The sequence below is a fragment of the Klebsiella sp. 10 genome, from assembly GCF_018223925.1.
GTDB classification, from domain to species: domain Bacteria; phylum Pseudomonadota; class Gammaproteobacteria; order Enterobacterales; family Enterobacteriaceae; genus Klebsiella; species Klebsiella pneumoniae.
On record NZ_JAGRRB010000014.1, the window covers coordinates 289,079 to 305,342 of the forward strand.

General features: G+C 59.6%; 17 protein-coding genes and 1 pseudogene. 8 read left to right on the forward strand and 10 right to left on the reverse strand.

Annotation, left to right across the window (positions count from 1 at the left end):
• Window positions 1-75: 75 nt before the first annotated feature.
• Both norW and norV read right to left on the reverse strand, forming a co-directional pair.
• Window positions 76-1,209 carry an NADH:flavorubredoxin reductase NorW gene (gene norW, locus KHQ26_RS17195; protein ID WP_004174688.1) on the reverse strand — a complete coding sequence of 378 codons (1,134 nt, stop codon included), beginning with the start codon at window positions 1,207-1,209 and terminating at the stop codon, window positions 76-78.
• Window positions 1,206-2,654, reverse strand: a complete 1,449-nt coding sequence (gene norV / locus KHQ26_RS17200) for an anaerobic nitric oxide reductase flavorubredoxin (RefSeq protein WP_004174689.1) — start codon at window positions 2,652-2,654, stop codon at window positions 1,206-1,208. The genes norW and norV overlap by 4 nt, the downstream gene beginning before the upstream one ends.
• Window positions 2,655-2,841: 187 nt before the next feature.
• Between norV and norR the strand changes: the two genes are divergently transcribed.
• On the forward strand, window positions 2,842-4,392 hold the full coding sequence (norR, locus tag KHQ26_RS17205; RefSeq protein ID WP_004174690.1) for a nitric oxide reductase transcriptional regulator NorR: 1,551 nt from the start codon (window positions 2,842-2,844) through the stop codon (window positions 4,390-4,392).
• Here norR and gutQ read toward each other — a convergent pair.
• From gutQ to KHQ26_RS17240, 7 genes are all read right to left on the reverse strand, one after another.
• On the reverse strand, window positions 4,355-5,320 hold the full coding sequence (gene gutQ, locus KHQ26_RS17210; RefSeq protein WP_004174691.1) for an arabinose-5-phosphate isomerase GutQ: 966 nt from the start codon (window positions 5,318-5,320) through the stop codon (window positions 4,355-4,357). The genes norR and gutQ overlap by 38 nt on opposite strands.
• Window positions 5,313-6,086, reverse strand: coding sequence for a glucitol operon DNA-binding transcriptional repressor SrlR (gene srlR / locus KHQ26_RS17215; RefSeq protein ID WP_020805090.1), 774 nt, complete (start codon window positions 6,084-6,086; stop codon window positions 5,313-5,315). The genes gutQ and srlR overlap by 8 nt, the downstream gene beginning before the upstream one ends.
• Before the next feature lie 66 nt (window positions 6,087-6,152).
• Entirely contained in the window at window positions 6,153-6,512 is a 360-nt protein-coding gene (gene gutM, locus KHQ26_RS17220; protein WP_004145754.1) for a transcriptional regulator GutM, read from the reverse strand.
• 156 nt (window positions 6,513-6,668) lie between these two features.
• The gene (gene srlD / locus KHQ26_RS17225) at window positions 6,669-7,448 is read right to left on the reverse strand and encodes a sorbitol-6-phosphate dehydrogenase (RefSeq protein WP_002914815.1); all 780 of its coding nucleotides are present in this window, start codon (window positions 7,446-7,448) and stop codon (window positions 6,669-6,671) included.
• 12 nt (window positions 7,449-7,460) lie between these two features.
• Window positions 7,461-7,823, reverse strand: coding sequence for a PTS glucitol/sorbitol transporter subunit IIA (srlB, locus tag KHQ26_RS17230; RefSeq protein WP_004174693.1), 363 nt, complete (start codon window positions 7,821-7,823; stop codon window positions 7,461-7,463).
• A 13-nt stretch (window positions 7,824-7,836) separates the two neighbouring features.
• A complete protein-coding gene (locus tag KHQ26_RS17235; protein WP_004149462.1) occupies window positions 7,837-8,817 on the reverse strand; it encodes a PTS glucitol/sorbitol transporter subunit IIB in 981 nt (326 codons plus the stop codon).
• Complete coding sequence (locus tag KHQ26_RS17240) at window positions 8,814-9,377, reverse strand: PTS glucitol/sorbitol transporter subunit IIC (RefSeq protein ID WP_002914812.1); 564 nt, start codon at window positions 9,375-9,377, stop codon at window positions 8,814-8,816. Before KHQ26_RS17240 ends, KHQ26_RS17235 begins: the two co-directional genes overlap by 4 nt.
• A gap of 276 nt (window positions 9,378-9,653) precedes the next feature.
• On the opposite strand from KHQ26_RS17240, the gene mltB reads away from it, so the two are divergent.
• Window positions 9,654-10,733: a lytic murein transglycosylase B gene (mltB, locus tag KHQ26_RS17245; RefSeq protein ID WP_004174694.1), complete on the forward strand. Its 1,080-nt coding sequence runs from the start codon at window positions 9,654-9,656 to the stop codon at window positions 10,731-10,733.
• A gap of 131 nt (window positions 10,734-10,864) precedes the next feature.
• On the opposite strand, the pseudogene KHQ26_RS26085 reads toward mltB, so the two are convergent.
• Window positions 10,865-10,945, reverse strand: a pseudogene (locus tag KHQ26_RS26085) (hypothetical protein); the annotation flags it as partial.
• 278 nt (window positions 10,946-11,223) lie between these two features.
• Here KHQ26_RS26085 and KHQ26_RS17250 point away from each other — a divergent pair.
• The 6 genes from KHQ26_RS17250 (at window position 11,224) to recX (ending at window position 16,034) form a co-directional block, all read left to right on the forward strand.
• Window positions 11,224-11,934, forward strand: a complete 711-nt coding sequence (locus tag KHQ26_RS17250; protein WP_015958867.1) for a metal ABC transporter ATP-binding protein — start codon at window positions 11,224-11,226, stop codon at window positions 11,932-11,934.
• Entirely contained in the window at window positions 11,931-12,794 is an 864-nt protein-coding gene (locus tag KHQ26_RS17255; protein WP_004174697.1) for a metal ABC transporter permease, read from the forward strand. The genes KHQ26_RS17250 and KHQ26_RS17255 overlap by 4 nt, the downstream gene beginning before the upstream one ends.
• A gap of 7 nt (window positions 12,795-12,801) precedes the next feature.
• A complete protein-coding gene (locus tag KHQ26_RS17260) occupies window positions 12,802-13,680 on the forward strand; it encodes a metal ABC transporter substrate-binding protein (protein ID WP_004174698.1) in 879 nt (292 codons plus the stop codon).
• Window positions 13,681-13,819: 139 nt separating this feature from the next.
• Complete coding sequence (gene pncC / locus KHQ26_RS17265) at window positions 13,820-14,317, forward strand: nicotinamide-nucleotide amidase (RefSeq protein ID WP_002914771.1); 498 nt, start codon at window positions 13,820-13,822, stop codon at window positions 14,315-14,317.
• 90 nt (window positions 14,318-14,407) lie between these two features.
• On the forward strand, window positions 14,408-15,466 hold the full coding sequence (gene recA / locus KHQ26_RS17270; protein WP_002914769.1) for a recombinase RecA: 1,059 nt from the start codon (window positions 14,408-14,410) through the stop codon (window positions 15,464-15,466).
• A 67-nt stretch (window positions 15,467-15,533) separates the two neighbouring features.
• A complete protein-coding gene (recX, locus tag KHQ26_RS17275) occupies window positions 15,534-16,034 on the forward strand; it encodes a recombination regulator RecX (RefSeq protein WP_020805083.1) in 501 nt (166 codons plus the stop codon).
• Window positions 16,035-16,264 lie beyond the last annotated feature (230 nt).

The window sequence follows — 16,264 nt, forward strand, 5'->3', positions numbered from 1 at the left end:
GCGCTGCGCTTAGCCGGGCTACCAGGACAATACCGTAGCCCGGCTAAGGCGTTTACGCCGCAACCGGGAAAACCATCAACTTACCAGTTGTTTGAGCAGCGCAAAGGCTTCCTTCATTTTGTCTTCGCTGACCACAAAGGCGCGCAGCTGGTTTTCGGCATCCACGCCTTTCGCCACCAGCCCCTCTTTGGCGGCCACGATATTCCACGTCAGATCGTCGCGGCGGGTGTCGCCGGCCAGATGCAGCGGCAGATCCGGGGTTTTCACCTTCACCAGCATTGGCGGCAGCTTGAGTTCTCCCGCCTGCGCCAGCAGATTTTTACTCAGGCACATGGCGCTGAGTAAAATCGGCTGCAGGAACGGCAGTACCACGCCGTTGATTTCCGCACAGTCGCCGAGCGCATAAATCGCCGGGTCGCTGGTTTGCAGCTGGCTATTGACCACAATACCGCGGTTAATCTGCAGTCCGGCGTGGCGCGCCAGCGACGTTTCCGGGCGCAGGCCGGCGGCGGCCACCACCGCATTGACGGTTATCGCGCGCTGGCGATCGAGACTGACGCGAATGCCGTCGGCGGTTTGCTCCAGCCCCTCCAGCTGCGTTTTCAGCATCAGATGTACGCCCATCTCGGTGAGCCGATGCTGCAGGCGGCTGCTGGCCTCCGGCGGCATCAGCGCCGCCAGCACGCTGGCGGAGTTATCGACTACCGTTACCGCTTTACCGGCGCGGCAGAAATCCATCGCCAGTTCGCAGCCAATCAGGCCGCCGCCGACGATCAGCACGCGCTTCGCGTCGTGCAGCCGGCTCTGCGCCGCGCCATATTCGCGCTGGCTATTGAGCGTTAGCATCAGCTCGCGCCCCGGCACCGACGGGATAAACGGCGTCGCGCCGGTGGCCAGCACCAGTTTGTCGTAGCGCCACTGGTTATCGTGGCTCTTCACTAACCGGTTTTCGGCGTCGATATCGCTTACCCAGGTATGGGGAAACAGACGCAGAGTGTACTGCTCGGCGAACTCGCCGGCGCTTTGCAGGGTCAGATCGTCGGCCTTCTGTCCGCGGCTGATGACATGGCTGAGGTCCGGTTTGTTGTATTCATCCATGCTATCGGCGGCGATGAGGGTCAGCGGGATTTGCGCATCCTGCTTACGAATATTTTTCACCAGCTGGCGGGCCGCGAAGCCCGAGCCGATGATGACGATGCCATCACTCATTTTGCCTCCGTCGCCAGTACGTCAAAGACATCTTTGCCAAGAGAACACTCAGGGCAGAGGAAATTGTCCGGCACTTCGCTCCACGGCGTACCCGGCTGTACATCCTGATTAGATTCGCCTTTCGCCGGGTCATAGACCCACTGGCACACGCTGCACTGCATCATGGGACCGAGATCGGCGGCCGCGGCCGCGGCACAGGCGCAGTCCTGTGGTTCCGGTGTTGTCGCTGCTTCAGCAACCGGCAGCGGCGAGAGGGCCCATTGGCGAGCGATGTCGCGACCGTGTTGGCGGCACAGCTCCAGCGCGTCGATATCCGGGCGCCATTTGGCTTTCAGGCTCAGCGACATCTCAAAGCCGGCATCCTGCAGGCGGGTGGACAGGCGGTCTACCGCGCCGCCGCTCCAGCCGTGCGAGCCAAAGGCGCTGGCGCGTTTATTGCGAAAACGCAGCCCGGTCATCTCTTCCACCAGCCCGGCGATTTTCGGCATCATCACGTTGTTCATGGTGGACGTGCCGACAAGTACGCCTTTCGAGCGGAAAACATTGGTGAGGATGTCGTTTTTGTCGCTGCGGGCGACGTTAAAGATTTTCACCGCTACCCGTGGGTCAACCTCGGTGATCCCCTGGGCAATGGCGTCCGCCATCATGCGGGTATTATTGGACATGGTGTCGTAGAAGATGGTGATGCGATCTTCCTGATAATCCGCCGCCCACTCGAGGTATTTCTCGACGATTTGCGTCGGGTTATCGCGCCAGACCACGCCGTGGGAGGTGGCAATCATCTCCACCGGCAGGTTGAAACCGAGGATTTCAGTAATTTTCGGCGTCACCAGGCGGCTGAAGGGCGTCAGGATGTTGGCGTAGTAGCGCTGGCACTGTTCGTACAGTTCAGTCTGGTCCACTTCATCGTTGAACAGATGTTCGTCGCAATAGTGCTGGCCGAAGGCGTCGTTGCTGAACAGCACCGCGTCGCCGGTCAGGTAGGTCATCATGCTGTCCGGCCAGTGCAGCATCGGCGTTTCCACGAAGATCAGCTGTTTACCGTTACCGATGTCGAGAGTATCGCCGGTTTTCACCACGTGGAAGTTCCACTCCGGATGATGATGGTGGCCGTTGATCGAGTCGATGGCGTTGGCAGTGCAGTAGATCGGCGTATCCGGGATCTGCATCATCAGTTCGGTCAGCGCGCCGGCATGGTCCTCTTCGGCGTGGTTAATGACGATATAGTCGAGGTCGGCGAGGTCGATTTCGCGGCGCAGGTTCTGTACGAACTCGCGGCTGAATTTATGATCGACGGTATCGATCAGCACGTTTTTCTCTTCGCGGATGAGATAGCTGTTGTAGCTGCTGCCGCGCAGCGTTTTATATTCGGTGCCGTGGAAATCACGCACTTCCCAGTCACGTTGGCCAACCCAAAGAATGTTATTTTTCACCACAATAGACATAGCAACCTCAATCAATACAGTGTGTTTAAACTCAGTTGACTGGCTTATATCAAGTTGCGTGCCAACTTTTTAATTCATTGATAATTATCTGTTTTTAATTTTTTCTGATTTTGGTTGTTGTCAAAATGACAATGGTTAAAATAGTCGATATGACAATGCGTATTGTCAAAATGACAATGGAGCGGCAATGAGTTTTTCCGTCGACGAGCTGGCGAGAATCGCCATAGATTTACAAAGCGATATTGGTCACACCGACCGCTTTTCGCGCCTGATTACTACCCTGCGGCAAATTCTTGGCTGCGATGCCTCGGCGCTGCTGCGCTATGAGGCGCATCAGTTTGTGCCGCTGGCGATCGATGGCCTGGCGCAGGATGTGCTCGGTCGGCGCTTTGCCCTGGAAGGACACCCGCGGCTGGAGGCGATTGCGCGCGCCGGGGATGTGGTGCGCTTCCCGGCGGATAGCGACCTGCCCGACCCCTATGACGGGTTGATCCCCGGTCATGAGAGCCTCAAAGTCCATGCCTGCGTGGGACTGCCGCTGTTTGCCGGGCAGACGCTGATTGGCGCGCTGACCCTGGACGGCATGGATGCCGATCGTTTCGATAGCTTCAGCGATGAAGAGCTGCGGCTGATTGCCGCGCTGGTGGCCGGGGCGCTGAATAATGCGCTGCTTATCGCCCGCCTTGAAGCGCAAAACGTCCTGCCGGCGCAGGCGGTGAATTACCCGCTGCCGGAGCGCCAGGAGATCATCGGCCTGTCGGGGCCCATGCTGCAGCTGAAAAAAGAGATCGATATCGTCGCCGCCTCGGATTTAAACGTGCTGATCAGCGGCGAAACCGGCACCGGCAAAGAGCTGGTGGCGAAGGCGGTGCATCAGGGGTCGCCGCGAGCCGCCAACCCTCTGGTGTACCTCAACTGCGCGGCGCTGCCGGAAAGCGTAGCGGAGAGCGAGCTGTTCGGCCATGTGAAAGGGGCATTTACCGGGGCTATCAGCAACCGCAGCGGTAAATTTGAGATGGCGGATAACGGCACCCTGTTTCTTGACGAAATCGGCGAACTGTCGCTGGCGCTGCAGGCCAAACTGCTGCGCGTGCTGCAGTATGGCGATATTCAGCGCGTCGGCGATGACCGCAGCCTGCGGGTCGATGTGCGGGTGCTGGCGGCGACGAACCGCGATCTGCGCCAGGAGGTGGTGGAAGGGCGCTTTCGCGCCGATCTGTACCATCGGCTGAGCGTCTTCCCGCTGTCGGTTCCGCCGCTACGCGAGCGGGAAAGTGACGTGGTGCTGCTGGCGGGCTATTTCTGCGAGCAGTGCCGCCTGCGGATGGGGCTGGCGCGGGTCATTTTGGCTGAGGCGGCGCGAAACCGGCTGCAGCAGTGGTCCTGGCCGGGCAACGTGCGCGAACTGGAGCATGCTATCCATCGGGCGGTGGTGCTGGCGCGGGCCACCCAGGCCGGTGATGAAGTGGTCCTGGAGCCGCAGCATTTCCAGTTTGCGGTGGCGGCGCCGATGTTGCCGACTGAGACGGCGGCAGCGGCGCCCGCGACGGGAAACATCAATCTGCGCGAGGCGACCGACTCTTTTCAGCGAGAAGCCATTAGCCGCGCGCTGGAGGCGAACCAGGGCAACTGGGCGGCGACCGCCCGAGCGCTGGAACTGGACGTCGCCAACCTGCATCGGCTGGCGAAACGTCTGGGGCTTAAAGGATCCCCGCCTGGTAGAAGTTCTGCAGGTTAATGGCGCCGACCAGTTGGCCGTTCTCATCCACTACCGGCGCGGCGCTGATTTTGTGTTTCATCAGCCGCTCTTTGGCTTCCACCGCGCGGCTATCCGCCTGCAGCGTTACGCCGTTGCGGGTCATCGCCCGAGTGACGCCATCGTTGAGCGTACCGCCAGCAACCAGCCAGCGGCGCAGGTCGCCGTCGGTGAAAACGCCCTGCACGCGGTTGGCTTCATCGCAGACCGCCACCAGGCCGAGTCCGGTTCGGCTTAGTTCGAGCATGGCGTCCATGACGTTAGCCTCGGTATTGACCCGCGGCACTTCTTCATCACGACGCATCAGGTGATGCACTTTGTTCAGCAGCCGCGCGCCGAGGGCGCCCGCCGGGTGGGAACGGGCGAAATCCTCTTCATTGAAACCGCGCGCCTGCATCACCGCCATCGCCAACGCGTCGCCCAGCATCAGCGTGTTGACGGTGCTGGAGGTTGGCGCCAGATGCATCGGGCAGGCCTCGCGCTCCACGGCGATATCCAGCACCGCTTTCGCCGCCAGCGCCAGCGGCGAGGTGGATTTGCCGGTCATCGCCAGCAGCGGAATGCCTTTTTCTTCCAGCCGCGGCACGATGAGATCCAGCTCTTTCGCGCTACCGGAGTAGGAGATAAACAGCATCACGTCGCGGCTATCGAGCATGCCGAGATCGCCGTGCAGGGCTTCCGCCGGATGGACGAAAAAGGCCGGGGTGCCGGTGCTGGCGAAGGTTGCCGCCAGCTTTTTACCGATGTGGCCGGATTTACCGATACCGGAGACAATCAGTTTGCCCTCGCAGTGGATAATGGTTTCCGCCGCGCGGATGAAGTCGTCGCCCAGGCGCTCCGGCAGGCGGCTCGCCTCCTGCAGCTCAAGCATCAGGGTCTGGCGTCCGGCCTCTAACAAAAAGTTACTCATGATGTTCTCCAGTAATAATGACTTCAATACCTTTGGCTTCCAGCGCCCGCTGGAATTCCGGGTCAATATCGGCATCGGTAATCAATTTATCCACGCGTTCAAGGCCGCAGACAATATTGGGGCTTTTACGACCAAACTTGGATGAGTCGGCCATCAGGATCACTTCGCGGGTGGCGTTGCACATCGCTTTGCTGACGGTATAGACCTCATTAAAGGTAGTGACTCCGGCGTTCAGATCGATACCGTCGGTGCCCATAAACAGCTTGTCGAAGCTGAACTGTTCGAAGGCGTTTTCCGCCAGCTGGCCGTGAAAAGAGGCCGATTTTTTACGGAAGGTGCCGCCCGGCATCAGGATGGTCTGCTCGTTATCGAACTCTGATAGCGCGTTGACGATATGCAGGCTGTTGGTCATCACCGTGATGTTATTGAAGTGACTCAGCAATGGCACCATCTGCAGCACGGTGCTGCCGGCGTCGAGGATAATTGAATCGCCATCGTGGATGTATCGCACGGCGGCCTCGGCAATCTGGGCTTTTTTATGGGTGTTGATCAGCGTTTTATGGTCAATCGGCGGATCGGCTTCATCCTTGTTGAGTACCACGCCACCGTAGGTGCGAATGACGGTGCCGGCGTTTTCCAGCGTGACCAGATCCTTGCGGATGGTGGTGCCAGTGGTATCGAAGTGTTGCGCCAGCTCTTCGACCGAGCATTTTCCCTGCGACTGCAGGAACTCGAGAATGGCTGCCTGGCGCTGACGTGGTTTCATAGGCGTCTATCCTGCGTTTAAGTTTCGAAGTGATAATTTCGCAAGATATTTACTTTTACAACGAAATTATCCATGTTTCGGATTAAGCGCTAATGATAGTGCATTCTGACAGCGCGGATCATGGGGAAAGATCACATCAGGCTGCAATTCCGCAATATGTTTGCCTGCCAGAGCCGGGATCTTTTGCGGACTGGCGAAAATGGTGAAGCCTTTCATCAGCAGCGTGTCGCTAATGCGGTCGTTATCATCGACGGCGATGGCGACGATGGCGCGCGGTTGAAAGCGCCCGGCGGAGCGGCCGACGCCCACCCGCCCCTGCTGGCACAGGCTATCAAAGGCGCGATTGAAGCGGCGGATCTGCCAGCCGCCAAAGGCCAGCTGGGTAAGCCAGGCGATGGCGGCGACGATGATTAATGCAGTAACCATAGGTCTCTCCTTAAGGGGGGCGGGAACAGCCCAGGTCACGGCGCGAGCGCCTAACCCGAGCGACCCGCGGTGCCGTTTTTTGTCGGGTGGCGGCTAACGCCTTACCCGACCTACAGTTTTGTAGCCCGGATAAGCGCAGCGCCATCCGGGAACCTGTTAAAACATCACCTGGCCGCCGGTGACGTTGATCGACTGCCCGGTGCAGTACGACGCCTGTGGGCTAGCGTAAAACATCAATACGTTCAGCACATCCTGATATTCGCAGCCGCGCTTCAGCGGCACCTTGTCGATGTAGTACTGCTCGACTTCGCTCTCATCGATACCGAGCTTGGTGGCATACTGCGGCAGCAGCGACTGGAACATCGGCGACTTCAGCAGATTGCCGAGCATCAGCGAATGCACGGTAATGCCATATTCCGCCAGATCCAGCGCCAGCGACTGGGTCAGCCCGACGCCGCCGAACTTCGCCGCGCTGTAGCCGGAGTTGTGCTTACTGCCGACTTTGCCGGATTTCGAGTTGATCTGAATGATCCGCCCCTTAATGCCGTCGCGGATCATCAACCGCGAGAACTCGCGGGCGCAGAGAAAATAGCCCACCAGATTGACCTGCAGCGAGCGGTCAAAATCGCCCAGCGCGAAGTCGCTAATAAACGCCGCCTTGGCGATCCCGGCGCTGTACACCAGCAGGTCGACGCGCGAAAAAATCTCATCCACCCCGTGGGCCAGGGCGGTGACGCTGGCCTCGCTGGTGGCGTCGGCGCCGAAGCCGTACGCCATACCTTCGCCATACTCAGCGTTAATCTCCTGGGCGACGCGGCTGGCTTTTTCGCTCTGAATATCGACCACCGCCACGCGGTAGCCCTCGGCGGCCAGCCCGCGGCACAGAAACTCTCCTAAGGTTTGTCCACCGCCAATGACAACAGCAACCTGATTCATCTCTCTCTCCTTTTAAGCAACAAACTTCAGTACGCAGCCGGGCGCGATGGCGTCCGGCACCGGGCCCGCCACATGGACGGTACCTGGGAACTCTGCTTCACGATGGCCGTCAAAGCGCAGGGTGATGTGGCCCAGCTCGCGCAGGTTTTGTTCAGCGACCTCGCCGACGGCGGTCACCGGGTAGCGCTGTTCGCCAAGCTGCAGCTCTGCCCCCGGCTGCAGCGTGCCAGCAAGCTCGCCGTGGTTGTGAATAAAGCAGTACTCTTCGATATCCGCCGGGGCGCCCTCGCGGAAGGTGATCAGCATTTGCTCTTCCAGCGCCATCGTCGCGCAGGCGCCGATGTGCGTAATGGTGGTCTGGTAAATCACAGTCATCTGCAGGAACCTCTTACTGGTAAATAAATCCGGAAACGAACCACGCGATCAGCACCGTTGGTGCGCCGGTCAGAAAGCGGCTGACCAGCACCGACGGCACGCCGACGCGCACGGTATCCTGGCGGGCTTCGGCTAGCGACAGGCCTACCGGAATAAAATCGCAGGCGGCCTGGGCGTTAATGGCGAATAGGGCGGGCAGGGCGAGGTGCGGCGGAATGTTGCCGAGGCCGATTTGAACGCCGATCAGCACGCCGATCACCTGGGCAATAACCGCGCCGGGGCCGAGAAACGGCGACAGCAGCGGGAAAGAGCAAATCAGCGCCAGGGTTACCAGCCCCAGCGGATGGCTGGCGAGCGGCGCCAGGCCGTGGGCGATCCAGTCGCCGATGCCGGAGGCCATGATGATGCCGATCAGCGCCGAGACGAAAGCCATAAACGGCAGAATGGTTTTCAGCACCGTATCAATGGTGTCGCGCCCGGCCTGGAACAGCACCGCCACCACCGAACCCATGCCCATCCCGACCTTCGCCAGCAGGCCATCGCTCTGTTCAGTAATCTTCTTGCTGGTGTCGTAATCGCGACCCGCGCTCTTGTTTTCCGCCGGCGGCTCGGAAACCCCTGCGCTGTCGGGAGCGATGCACTGGATGTTGTCCTCTTTGACGCCGGAGACATAAATATCTTCCGTGATGTACTGGGCCAGCGGCCCTGATTTGCCGGTGGCATGGATATTCACCGTCGGGATGCGGCGTTTAGGATAGAGCCCGCAGCGCAGGGTGCCCCCGCAGTCGATAATCGCCACGCCGATGTCGCTTTCCGCTGGTTCTCCCTCTTTAAACCCGTCCACCGGCTGCCAGCCGGTCAGGCTGGCGATGCGGTCAACGATCGCCGGGCGGGTGCCGGCGGTGATATAGACGATCTTTTTGCCTTCGACGGCGTCGAGCTCAAGCGGGCCGCCCCAGCCGCCGGTGCCTTTCTCTATACGAATACGGGTCATGATGTCGCTCCTGACAGATGCACTTTCTGGGAAAGCTGAATCGCCATTTTTCTCTCGAAAATCGAGGTGGTCAGGTCGGTGACCCAGCCGCGGAAGAAGTTAGTCACCAGCCCGACCAGCAGGTAGCTCACCGCCAGCGGACCGAGCGGCAGGCCGAGGGTAGTGAGGCCGTTGGCGATGCCGAGATAGACGAACAGCTCGCCGGGGTTGATATGTGGAAACAGCCCGTTCATTGAGTGGCAGCTATACGACGCCGCCGCGTAATAGCTGGGCTTGTACTTCTCTGGCATAAACCGACCGAGGCTTAACGTCATTGGGTTACAAAACACGAAGGTGCCGATGCAGGGTAGCAGCAGGTAACGGGAGATTGGGTTTCCGGCGCAGCGCTGCGCCAGCTTCTCGATCCGCTGCTGGCCGATAAAGTTGATCAGCGCGTTCATGATCACCAGCAGGCTGATCAGCAAGGGGAGGATCCCGGTCACCATGCCGGTAAATACCTCGCCGCCTTTCTGAAACAGGCCGATAAACCACTCCGCGCCGTGGGTCACGACGTCAATCATTGTTCTCTCCTTCAGCATGTTATTTTTCTTGCTAATCGCAGGCTGATTTTAATCATTTTGAAAGGTTTAAAAGTGTTAAATGGATCGCAAAATGAAAGATAAATATTTTATTTTGAAAGATGATGCGGGCGAGATGAAATGTTGCAGGGCATGAAAGCACGCAGGGGAGGAGCAGTTGAAGGACTATTTTGTCTACAAACAGATTGTCGCTTTCTTGTTGGTCGTCGCATGCTTTACCATAATTATCCCTTGCTGAATTTGTTAAACGGAATTCCCATGTTGAAGCGTCGCTATCTGGCTTTACTTCCCCTTTGTGTGCTCCTCGCTGCCTGCAGCAGCAAACCCAAGACCCCCGCGGAAACGGAGATGGCGAGTGGAACCGGCGGCTTTTTGCTGGAACCGCAGCATAACGTGATGCAGATGGGCGGCGACTTCGCCAACAACCCGGCGGCGGCGCAGTTTATCGATAAGATGGTGGCGAAGCACGGCTTCGACAGGCAGCAGCTGCAGGAGATCCTGTCGCAGGCAAAGCGCCTGGATTACGTCCTGCGGCTGATGGATCGTCAGGCGCCGACCGGCCTGCCGCCAACCGGGCCGACCGGCGCCTGGCTGCGCTACAAGAAACAGTTCATTACCCCGGATAATGTGCAGAACGGCGTGGTGTTCTGGAATCAGTATCAGGACGCGCTCAACCGCGCTTATCAGGTTTACGGCGTGCCGCCGGAAATCATCGTCGGCATTATCGGCGTGGAGACTCGCTGGGGCCGGGTGATGGGCAAAACCCGGATCCTCGACGCGCTGGCGACGCTGTCGTTTAGCTACCCGCGCCGCGCCGAATACTTCTCGTCGGAGCTGGAAACTTTCCTGCTAATGGCGCGCAGCGAAAGCGACGACCCGCTGGATCTGAAAGGCTCTTTCGCCGGGGCGATGGGCTACGGTCAGTTTATGCCGTCCTCCTATAAGCAGTATGCGGTCGATTTTAACGGTGACGGACATATCAACCTGTGGGACCCGGTGGATGCTATCGGCAGCGTGGCCAACTACTTCAAACAGCATGGCTGGGTGAGCGGCGATCTGGTGGCGGTGCAGGCGCTGGGGCAGGCCCCGGGGCTGGAGAATGGTTTCAAGACTAAATACAGCGTTTCGCAGCTGGCGGCCGCAGGGCTGACCCCGACCCAGCCGCTGGGTAACCATCAGCAGGCCAGCCTGCTGCGGCTGGACGTCGGCACCGGCTATGAGTACTGGTACGGGCTGCCGAACTTCTACACCATCACCCGCTACAACCACAGCACCCACTACGCGATGGCCGTCTGGCAGCTGGGTCTGGCGGTTGCGCAGGCCCGCGGCGGTTATTAATCCTTTCATCCGGCTGACAATTTCCCAGCCTCCCCGGATAGCGGCGCGTAGCGCCTTATCCGGGCTACGGTCCGGTATCCGGTTGCTAGCCACGGTAAGCGCAGCGCGACCTGGGGAGAGTTCAATGACAGCTTGTCGCCCATCGGCAACACTGCGGCTACGTTACGCGCCGTCATCCGCACGTTGGCGGCGGAGTTCGCCAGCGCCTTATCCGGGCTACGGTCTGGTATCCGGTTGCTAGCCCCGGTAAGCGCAGCGCGACCGGGGGATGACGCCGGGGAGGCCGCGCTTATCCCCCCGTTTTTTCCCGTCTCCATGCCTCTTGTTGACCTTTGTTACATTTCCGCTGACTGACGCTGATTTACATTCTTTCTTCGCTTCGTTATTGTTATGTTATAACATTAAATTGAGGCAGGGATATGTTCACATCGATTTTTATGGCATCCGCCGCGGCGCGCGCGGCCATCGCAGGCGTGCTGCTGGCGGCGCTATGGTTAGCAACCTGGTGGGCGGTGACGCTGCCATGATTGAACTGGAGCAGCTTGTCGCCGGCTATGACGGGGTAGCGATCACCCCTCCGCTGAGCGGGATGATATGCCCCGGCAGCCTGACGGCAATTGTTGGCCTCAATGGCTGCGGAAAATCAACGCTGCTGAAAACCCTCGCCGGGTTTCTTCCGCCGGTCAGTGGCCGCCTGCGCTGGCAGGGAAAACGGCCGGTGATCGGCTGGCTGGCGCAGCGCCATGCCCTCGAGTCGCAGTTTCCTCTCAACGTGCAGGATGTGGTAAGCCAGGGCGCATGGCCTGGCGTGTCGCTGCTGCGCGGTCTGGGGGGCGGCACCCGGCGACGCATCGGCGCGGTGCTGGAGCGGGTTGGGCTGGCGGGCCTGGCGAAAACGCCGATCGAAGCGCTCTCCGGCGGCCAGTTTCAGCGCATGCTATTTGCCCGGGTGATGGTGCAGCAGGCGCCGCTGGTGATGCTCGACGAGCCCTTCACCGGTATCGACGAAGCGACCAGTCGCGAACTAATGGATTTGATCCTCGAGATGCACCGGCAGGGACAGACCATCCTGGCGGTGCTGCATGATAACCAGCGGGTGGCCGACTTTTTCCCCGAGACGCTGCTGCTGACTCCCCAGCGCGCCTGCTGGGGCGCTACCCGGGCGGTGCTCCCGGCCTTCAGTCATGTGAGGTCGGCATGATCTGGCACACCTTCTTTCAGCCTTTCATTGAATTCGGCTTTATGCGTCGGGCCCTCGTGGTGTGTCTGGCGCTGTCGCTGAGCACCACCATGCTGGGCGTCTTCCTGCTGCTGCGGCGCATGAGCCTGATGGGCGATGCGCTGTCGCACGCCATTCTCCCCGGCGTGGCGGTGGGGTATCTGCTGAGCGGCATGTCGCTGCTGGCCATGACCCTCGGCGGCTTCATCGCCGGTATCGTGGTTGCCCTGGTGGCCGGGTGGGTGAGCCGGCGGACACCGTTAAAAGAGGACGCCAGTTTTGCCGGATTTTATCTGGGCTCGCTGGCCCTGGGCGTCACCCTGGTGTCGCTGCGCGGCTCCAGCGTGGACCTCCTGCATCTGCTATTTGGCTCCATTCTGGCGGTCGATCGCGATGCGGCGCTGTTTGTCAGCGGCGTCGCCAGCCTGACGCTATTGTGCATTGCGCTGTGCTACCGCGGTCTGGTCAGCGAGGCGTTCGACAGCGCCTGGTTGCAGGTGAATCACCGGCGGCTGCCTGCGCTGCTGCATGGGCTTTTTCTGGCGCTGCTGGTGCTTAATCTGGTGGCCGGGTTTCAGGTGCTCGGCACGCTGATGGCGGTAGGGGTAATGATGCTCCCGGCGGTCGCCGCGCGCTGCTGGGCGCGCACGCTGCCGGGCATTCTGCTGCTGGCGGCGGGAATGGGCGCGCTCTGCGCCTGGCTGGGATTAAGCTTCTCCTGGGCGATTAGTCTTCCCGCCGGGCCCGCTATTGTGCTGACCGCCAGCGCACTGTTTTTTGTTTCGCTATTTTTTGGCACGCGCAGCCGGCTGCTGGTCGGTTGGCGCACATTGATGGGGTAAGGAAATGATGAAACGTAGTGCAATAGTGGTCGCGCTGGCCCTCGGCCTGATGGCGCAGGGGGCCATGGCGAAAACGCTGAATGTGGTAAGCAGTTTTTCGGTGTTGGGTGATATAGCGCAGCAGGTCGGCGGGGAGCATGTCCATGTGGATACCCTGGTCGGCCCGGACGGCGATCCGCACACCTTCGAACCGTCGCCGAAGGATAGCGCGCTGCTCAGCAAGGCCGACGTGGTGGTGGTTAACGGCCTGGGGCTGGAAGGGTGGCTGGATCGCCTGATTAAGGCCTCTGGTTTTAAGGGCGAGCTGGTGGTGGCATCGAAAGGCGTCAAGACCCATACCCTTGATGAAGAGGGTAAAACGGTGACCGATCCCCACGCCTGGAACAGCGCAGCGAACGGCGCATTGTATGCGCAGAATATCCTCGATGGTCTGGTGAAAGCCGACCCGGAAGATAAAGCGGCGTTGACCAGCAGCGGCAAGCGCTATATCGACCAGCTGACGTCTCTCGACGGCTGGGCGAAAGCGCAGTTCAGCGCCATTCCGCTGGCCAAGCGCAAGGTCCTGACCAGCCATGACGCTTTCGGCTATTTTGGCCGGGCTTACCACGTGACCTTCCTCGCGCCACAGGGGCTCTCTTCAGAGAGCGAGGCCAGCGCGGCGCAGGTGGCGGCGCTGATTAAGCAAATCAAAGCGGATGGCGTCCATACCTGGTTTATGGAGAACCAGCTTGACCCGCGGCTGGTGAAGCAGATTGCCAGCGCCACCGGCGCGCAGCCGGGGGGCGAACTCTATCCGGAAGCGCTGTCTAAGCCGGGCGGCGTCGCCGATAGTTACGTCAAAATGATGCGTCACAACGTTGAGCTTATCGCTAACAGCATGAAGTAACAGGTTGTCTGGTCGTCCTGGTTATCACAGGACGACCCATTTCTGGATCCCCCCTCGTAAAATCGCCACTTCATCCCCATATCTCTGTCGAAAGTGCTATCTTTGATGGCCTCTTTATCCAGAGCAAAGCGGGGCGATAATGACCGATTCAGAATTAATGCAGCTAAGCGAGAAGATTGGCCGGGCGCTGAAGGCGCGTGGGGCGACGGTGACCACGGCGGAATCCTGTACCGGCGGCTGGATTGCGAAAGCGATCACCGATATTGCCGGCAGCTCGGCGTGGTTTGAACGCGGCTTTGTCACCTACAGCAACGAAGCTAAATCGCAAATGATCGGCGTCAGCGAAGCGACGCTGCGCGACAACGGCGCGGTAAGCGAACCGGTGGTGGTGGAGATGGCGATTGGCGCGCTGCGCGCGGCGCGTGCGGATTATGCCATCTCCGTTAGCGGCGTCGCCGGGCCGGATGGCGGCAGCGTCGAAAAGCCGGTCGGCACGGTATGGTTCGGCGTCGCCAGCGTGAGCGGGCAAGGGGTGACGCGGCGGGAATGCTTTGCCGGAGACCGCGAAGCGGTGCGTCGTCAGGCGACGGCCTATGCGCTAAATCTGCTCTGGCAACAATTTCTACAAAACACTTGATACTGTATGACCATACAGTATAATTGCCTCAACTGAACAAATATTAACGGCGAAGCGAACACGCTTTACCCTGCATGATTAGGAGTAACAATGGCGATCGACGAAAACAAACAGAAAGCGTTGGCGGCTGCACTGGGCCAGATCGAAAAGCAATTCGGTAAAGGCTCCATCATGCGCCTGGGTGAAGACCGCACCATGGATGTGGAAACCATCTCCACCGGCTCGCTTTCTCTGGATATCGCGCTGGGCGCCGGCGGTCTGCCAATGGGCCGTATCGTCGAGATCTACGGTCCGGAATCCTCCGGTAAAACCACCCTGACGCTGCAGGTTATCGCCGCAGCGCAGCGCGAAGGTAAAACCTGTGCGTTCATCGATGCTGAACATGCGCTGGATCCTGTCTATGCACGCAAACTGGGCGTCGATATCGACAACCTGCTGTGTTCTCAGCCGGACACCGGCGAGCAGGCGCTGGAGATCTGTGACGCGCTGGCGCGCTCCGGTGCGGTTGATGTTATCGTCGTCGACTCCGTCGCGGCGTTGACGCCGAAAGCGGAAATCGAAGGCGAAATCGGCGACTCTCACATGGGCCTTGCGGCGCGTATGATGAGCCAGGCGATGCGTAAGCTGGCGGGTAACCTGAAGCAGTCCAACACGCTGCTGATCTTTATCAACCAGATCCGTATGAAAATTGGCGTGATGTTCGGTAACCCGGAAACCACTACCGGTGGTAACGCGCTGAAGTTCTACGCCTCTGTGCGTCTGGACATTCGCCGCATCGGCGCGGTGAAAGAGGGCGACAACGTCGTCGGCAGCGAAACCCGCGTCAAAGTGGTGAAAAACAAGATCGCCGCGCCGTTTAAACAGGCCGAATTTCAGATCCTCTACGGCGAAGGCATCAACTTCTACGGCGAGCTGGTAGACCTCGGCGTGAAAGAGAAGCTGATTGAGAAAGCGGGTGCCTGGTATAGCTACAACGGCGACAAAATCGGTCAGGGTAAAGCGAACGCGATCACCTGGCTGAAAGAGAACCCGGCGGCGGCGAAAGAGATTGAGAAGAAAGTGCGCGAACTGCTGCTCAACAATCAGGATGCGAAGCCAGACTTCGTTGTTGACGGCAACGACGCAGAAGAAACCGAACAGGATTTCTGATATCGTCTGCAAGACTGACAGGGCTGCTTAGGCAGCCCTTTTGCTTTGTGAGATTATCGAGGTGCCTGTGACTGAACCTTCATCACGCCGCTCCGGCTACGCCCGCCTGCTGGACCGTGCTATCCGCATTCTGGCGATGCGCGACCACAGCGAGCAGGAGCTGCGACGCAAGCTGGTCGCTCCGGTGATGAGCAAAAACGGTCCTGAGGCGCTGGACGCCACCCCCGACGAGCTGGAGCAGGTTGTCGCCTGGTGTATCGAAAACCGCTACCTCGACGACAACCGCTTCGTCGGCCAGTTCATCGCCAGCCGGAGCCGCAAAGGCTATGGTCCGGCGCGGATTCGCCAGGAGCTCAGCCAGAAAGGCATTGCGCGCCAGGTCGTTGACCAGGCGATGCGCAAATGCGATATCGACTGGGTGAGCCTTGCCAGGGAGCAGGCACAGCGTAAATACGGCGAACCGTTACCTTCCGCCTTTACTGAAAAAGTGAAAGTTCAGCGATTCCTGCTTTACCGCGGCTACCTGATGGAAGATATCCAGGAAATCTGGCGAAATTTTGCAGATTGACCCATCCGGGATTTTACTTCGCCGTAAAGAAAACTTATCTTATTCCCACTTTATTCCGTCGGGCCGCTGGTTGTGACTGTGCAGGCAGCGGCCTGGGCGATTATTCCTTTACACAAAATCATTCAAGCTGCATCAGGGCGGCAAGAGAGACTCTCTTTCGCAACGTACGTCAGTTCGGTGCCGGAAGAGCAAGCGCAGCCAGGACAGAGGCGACTTGAAGGATGACGTGT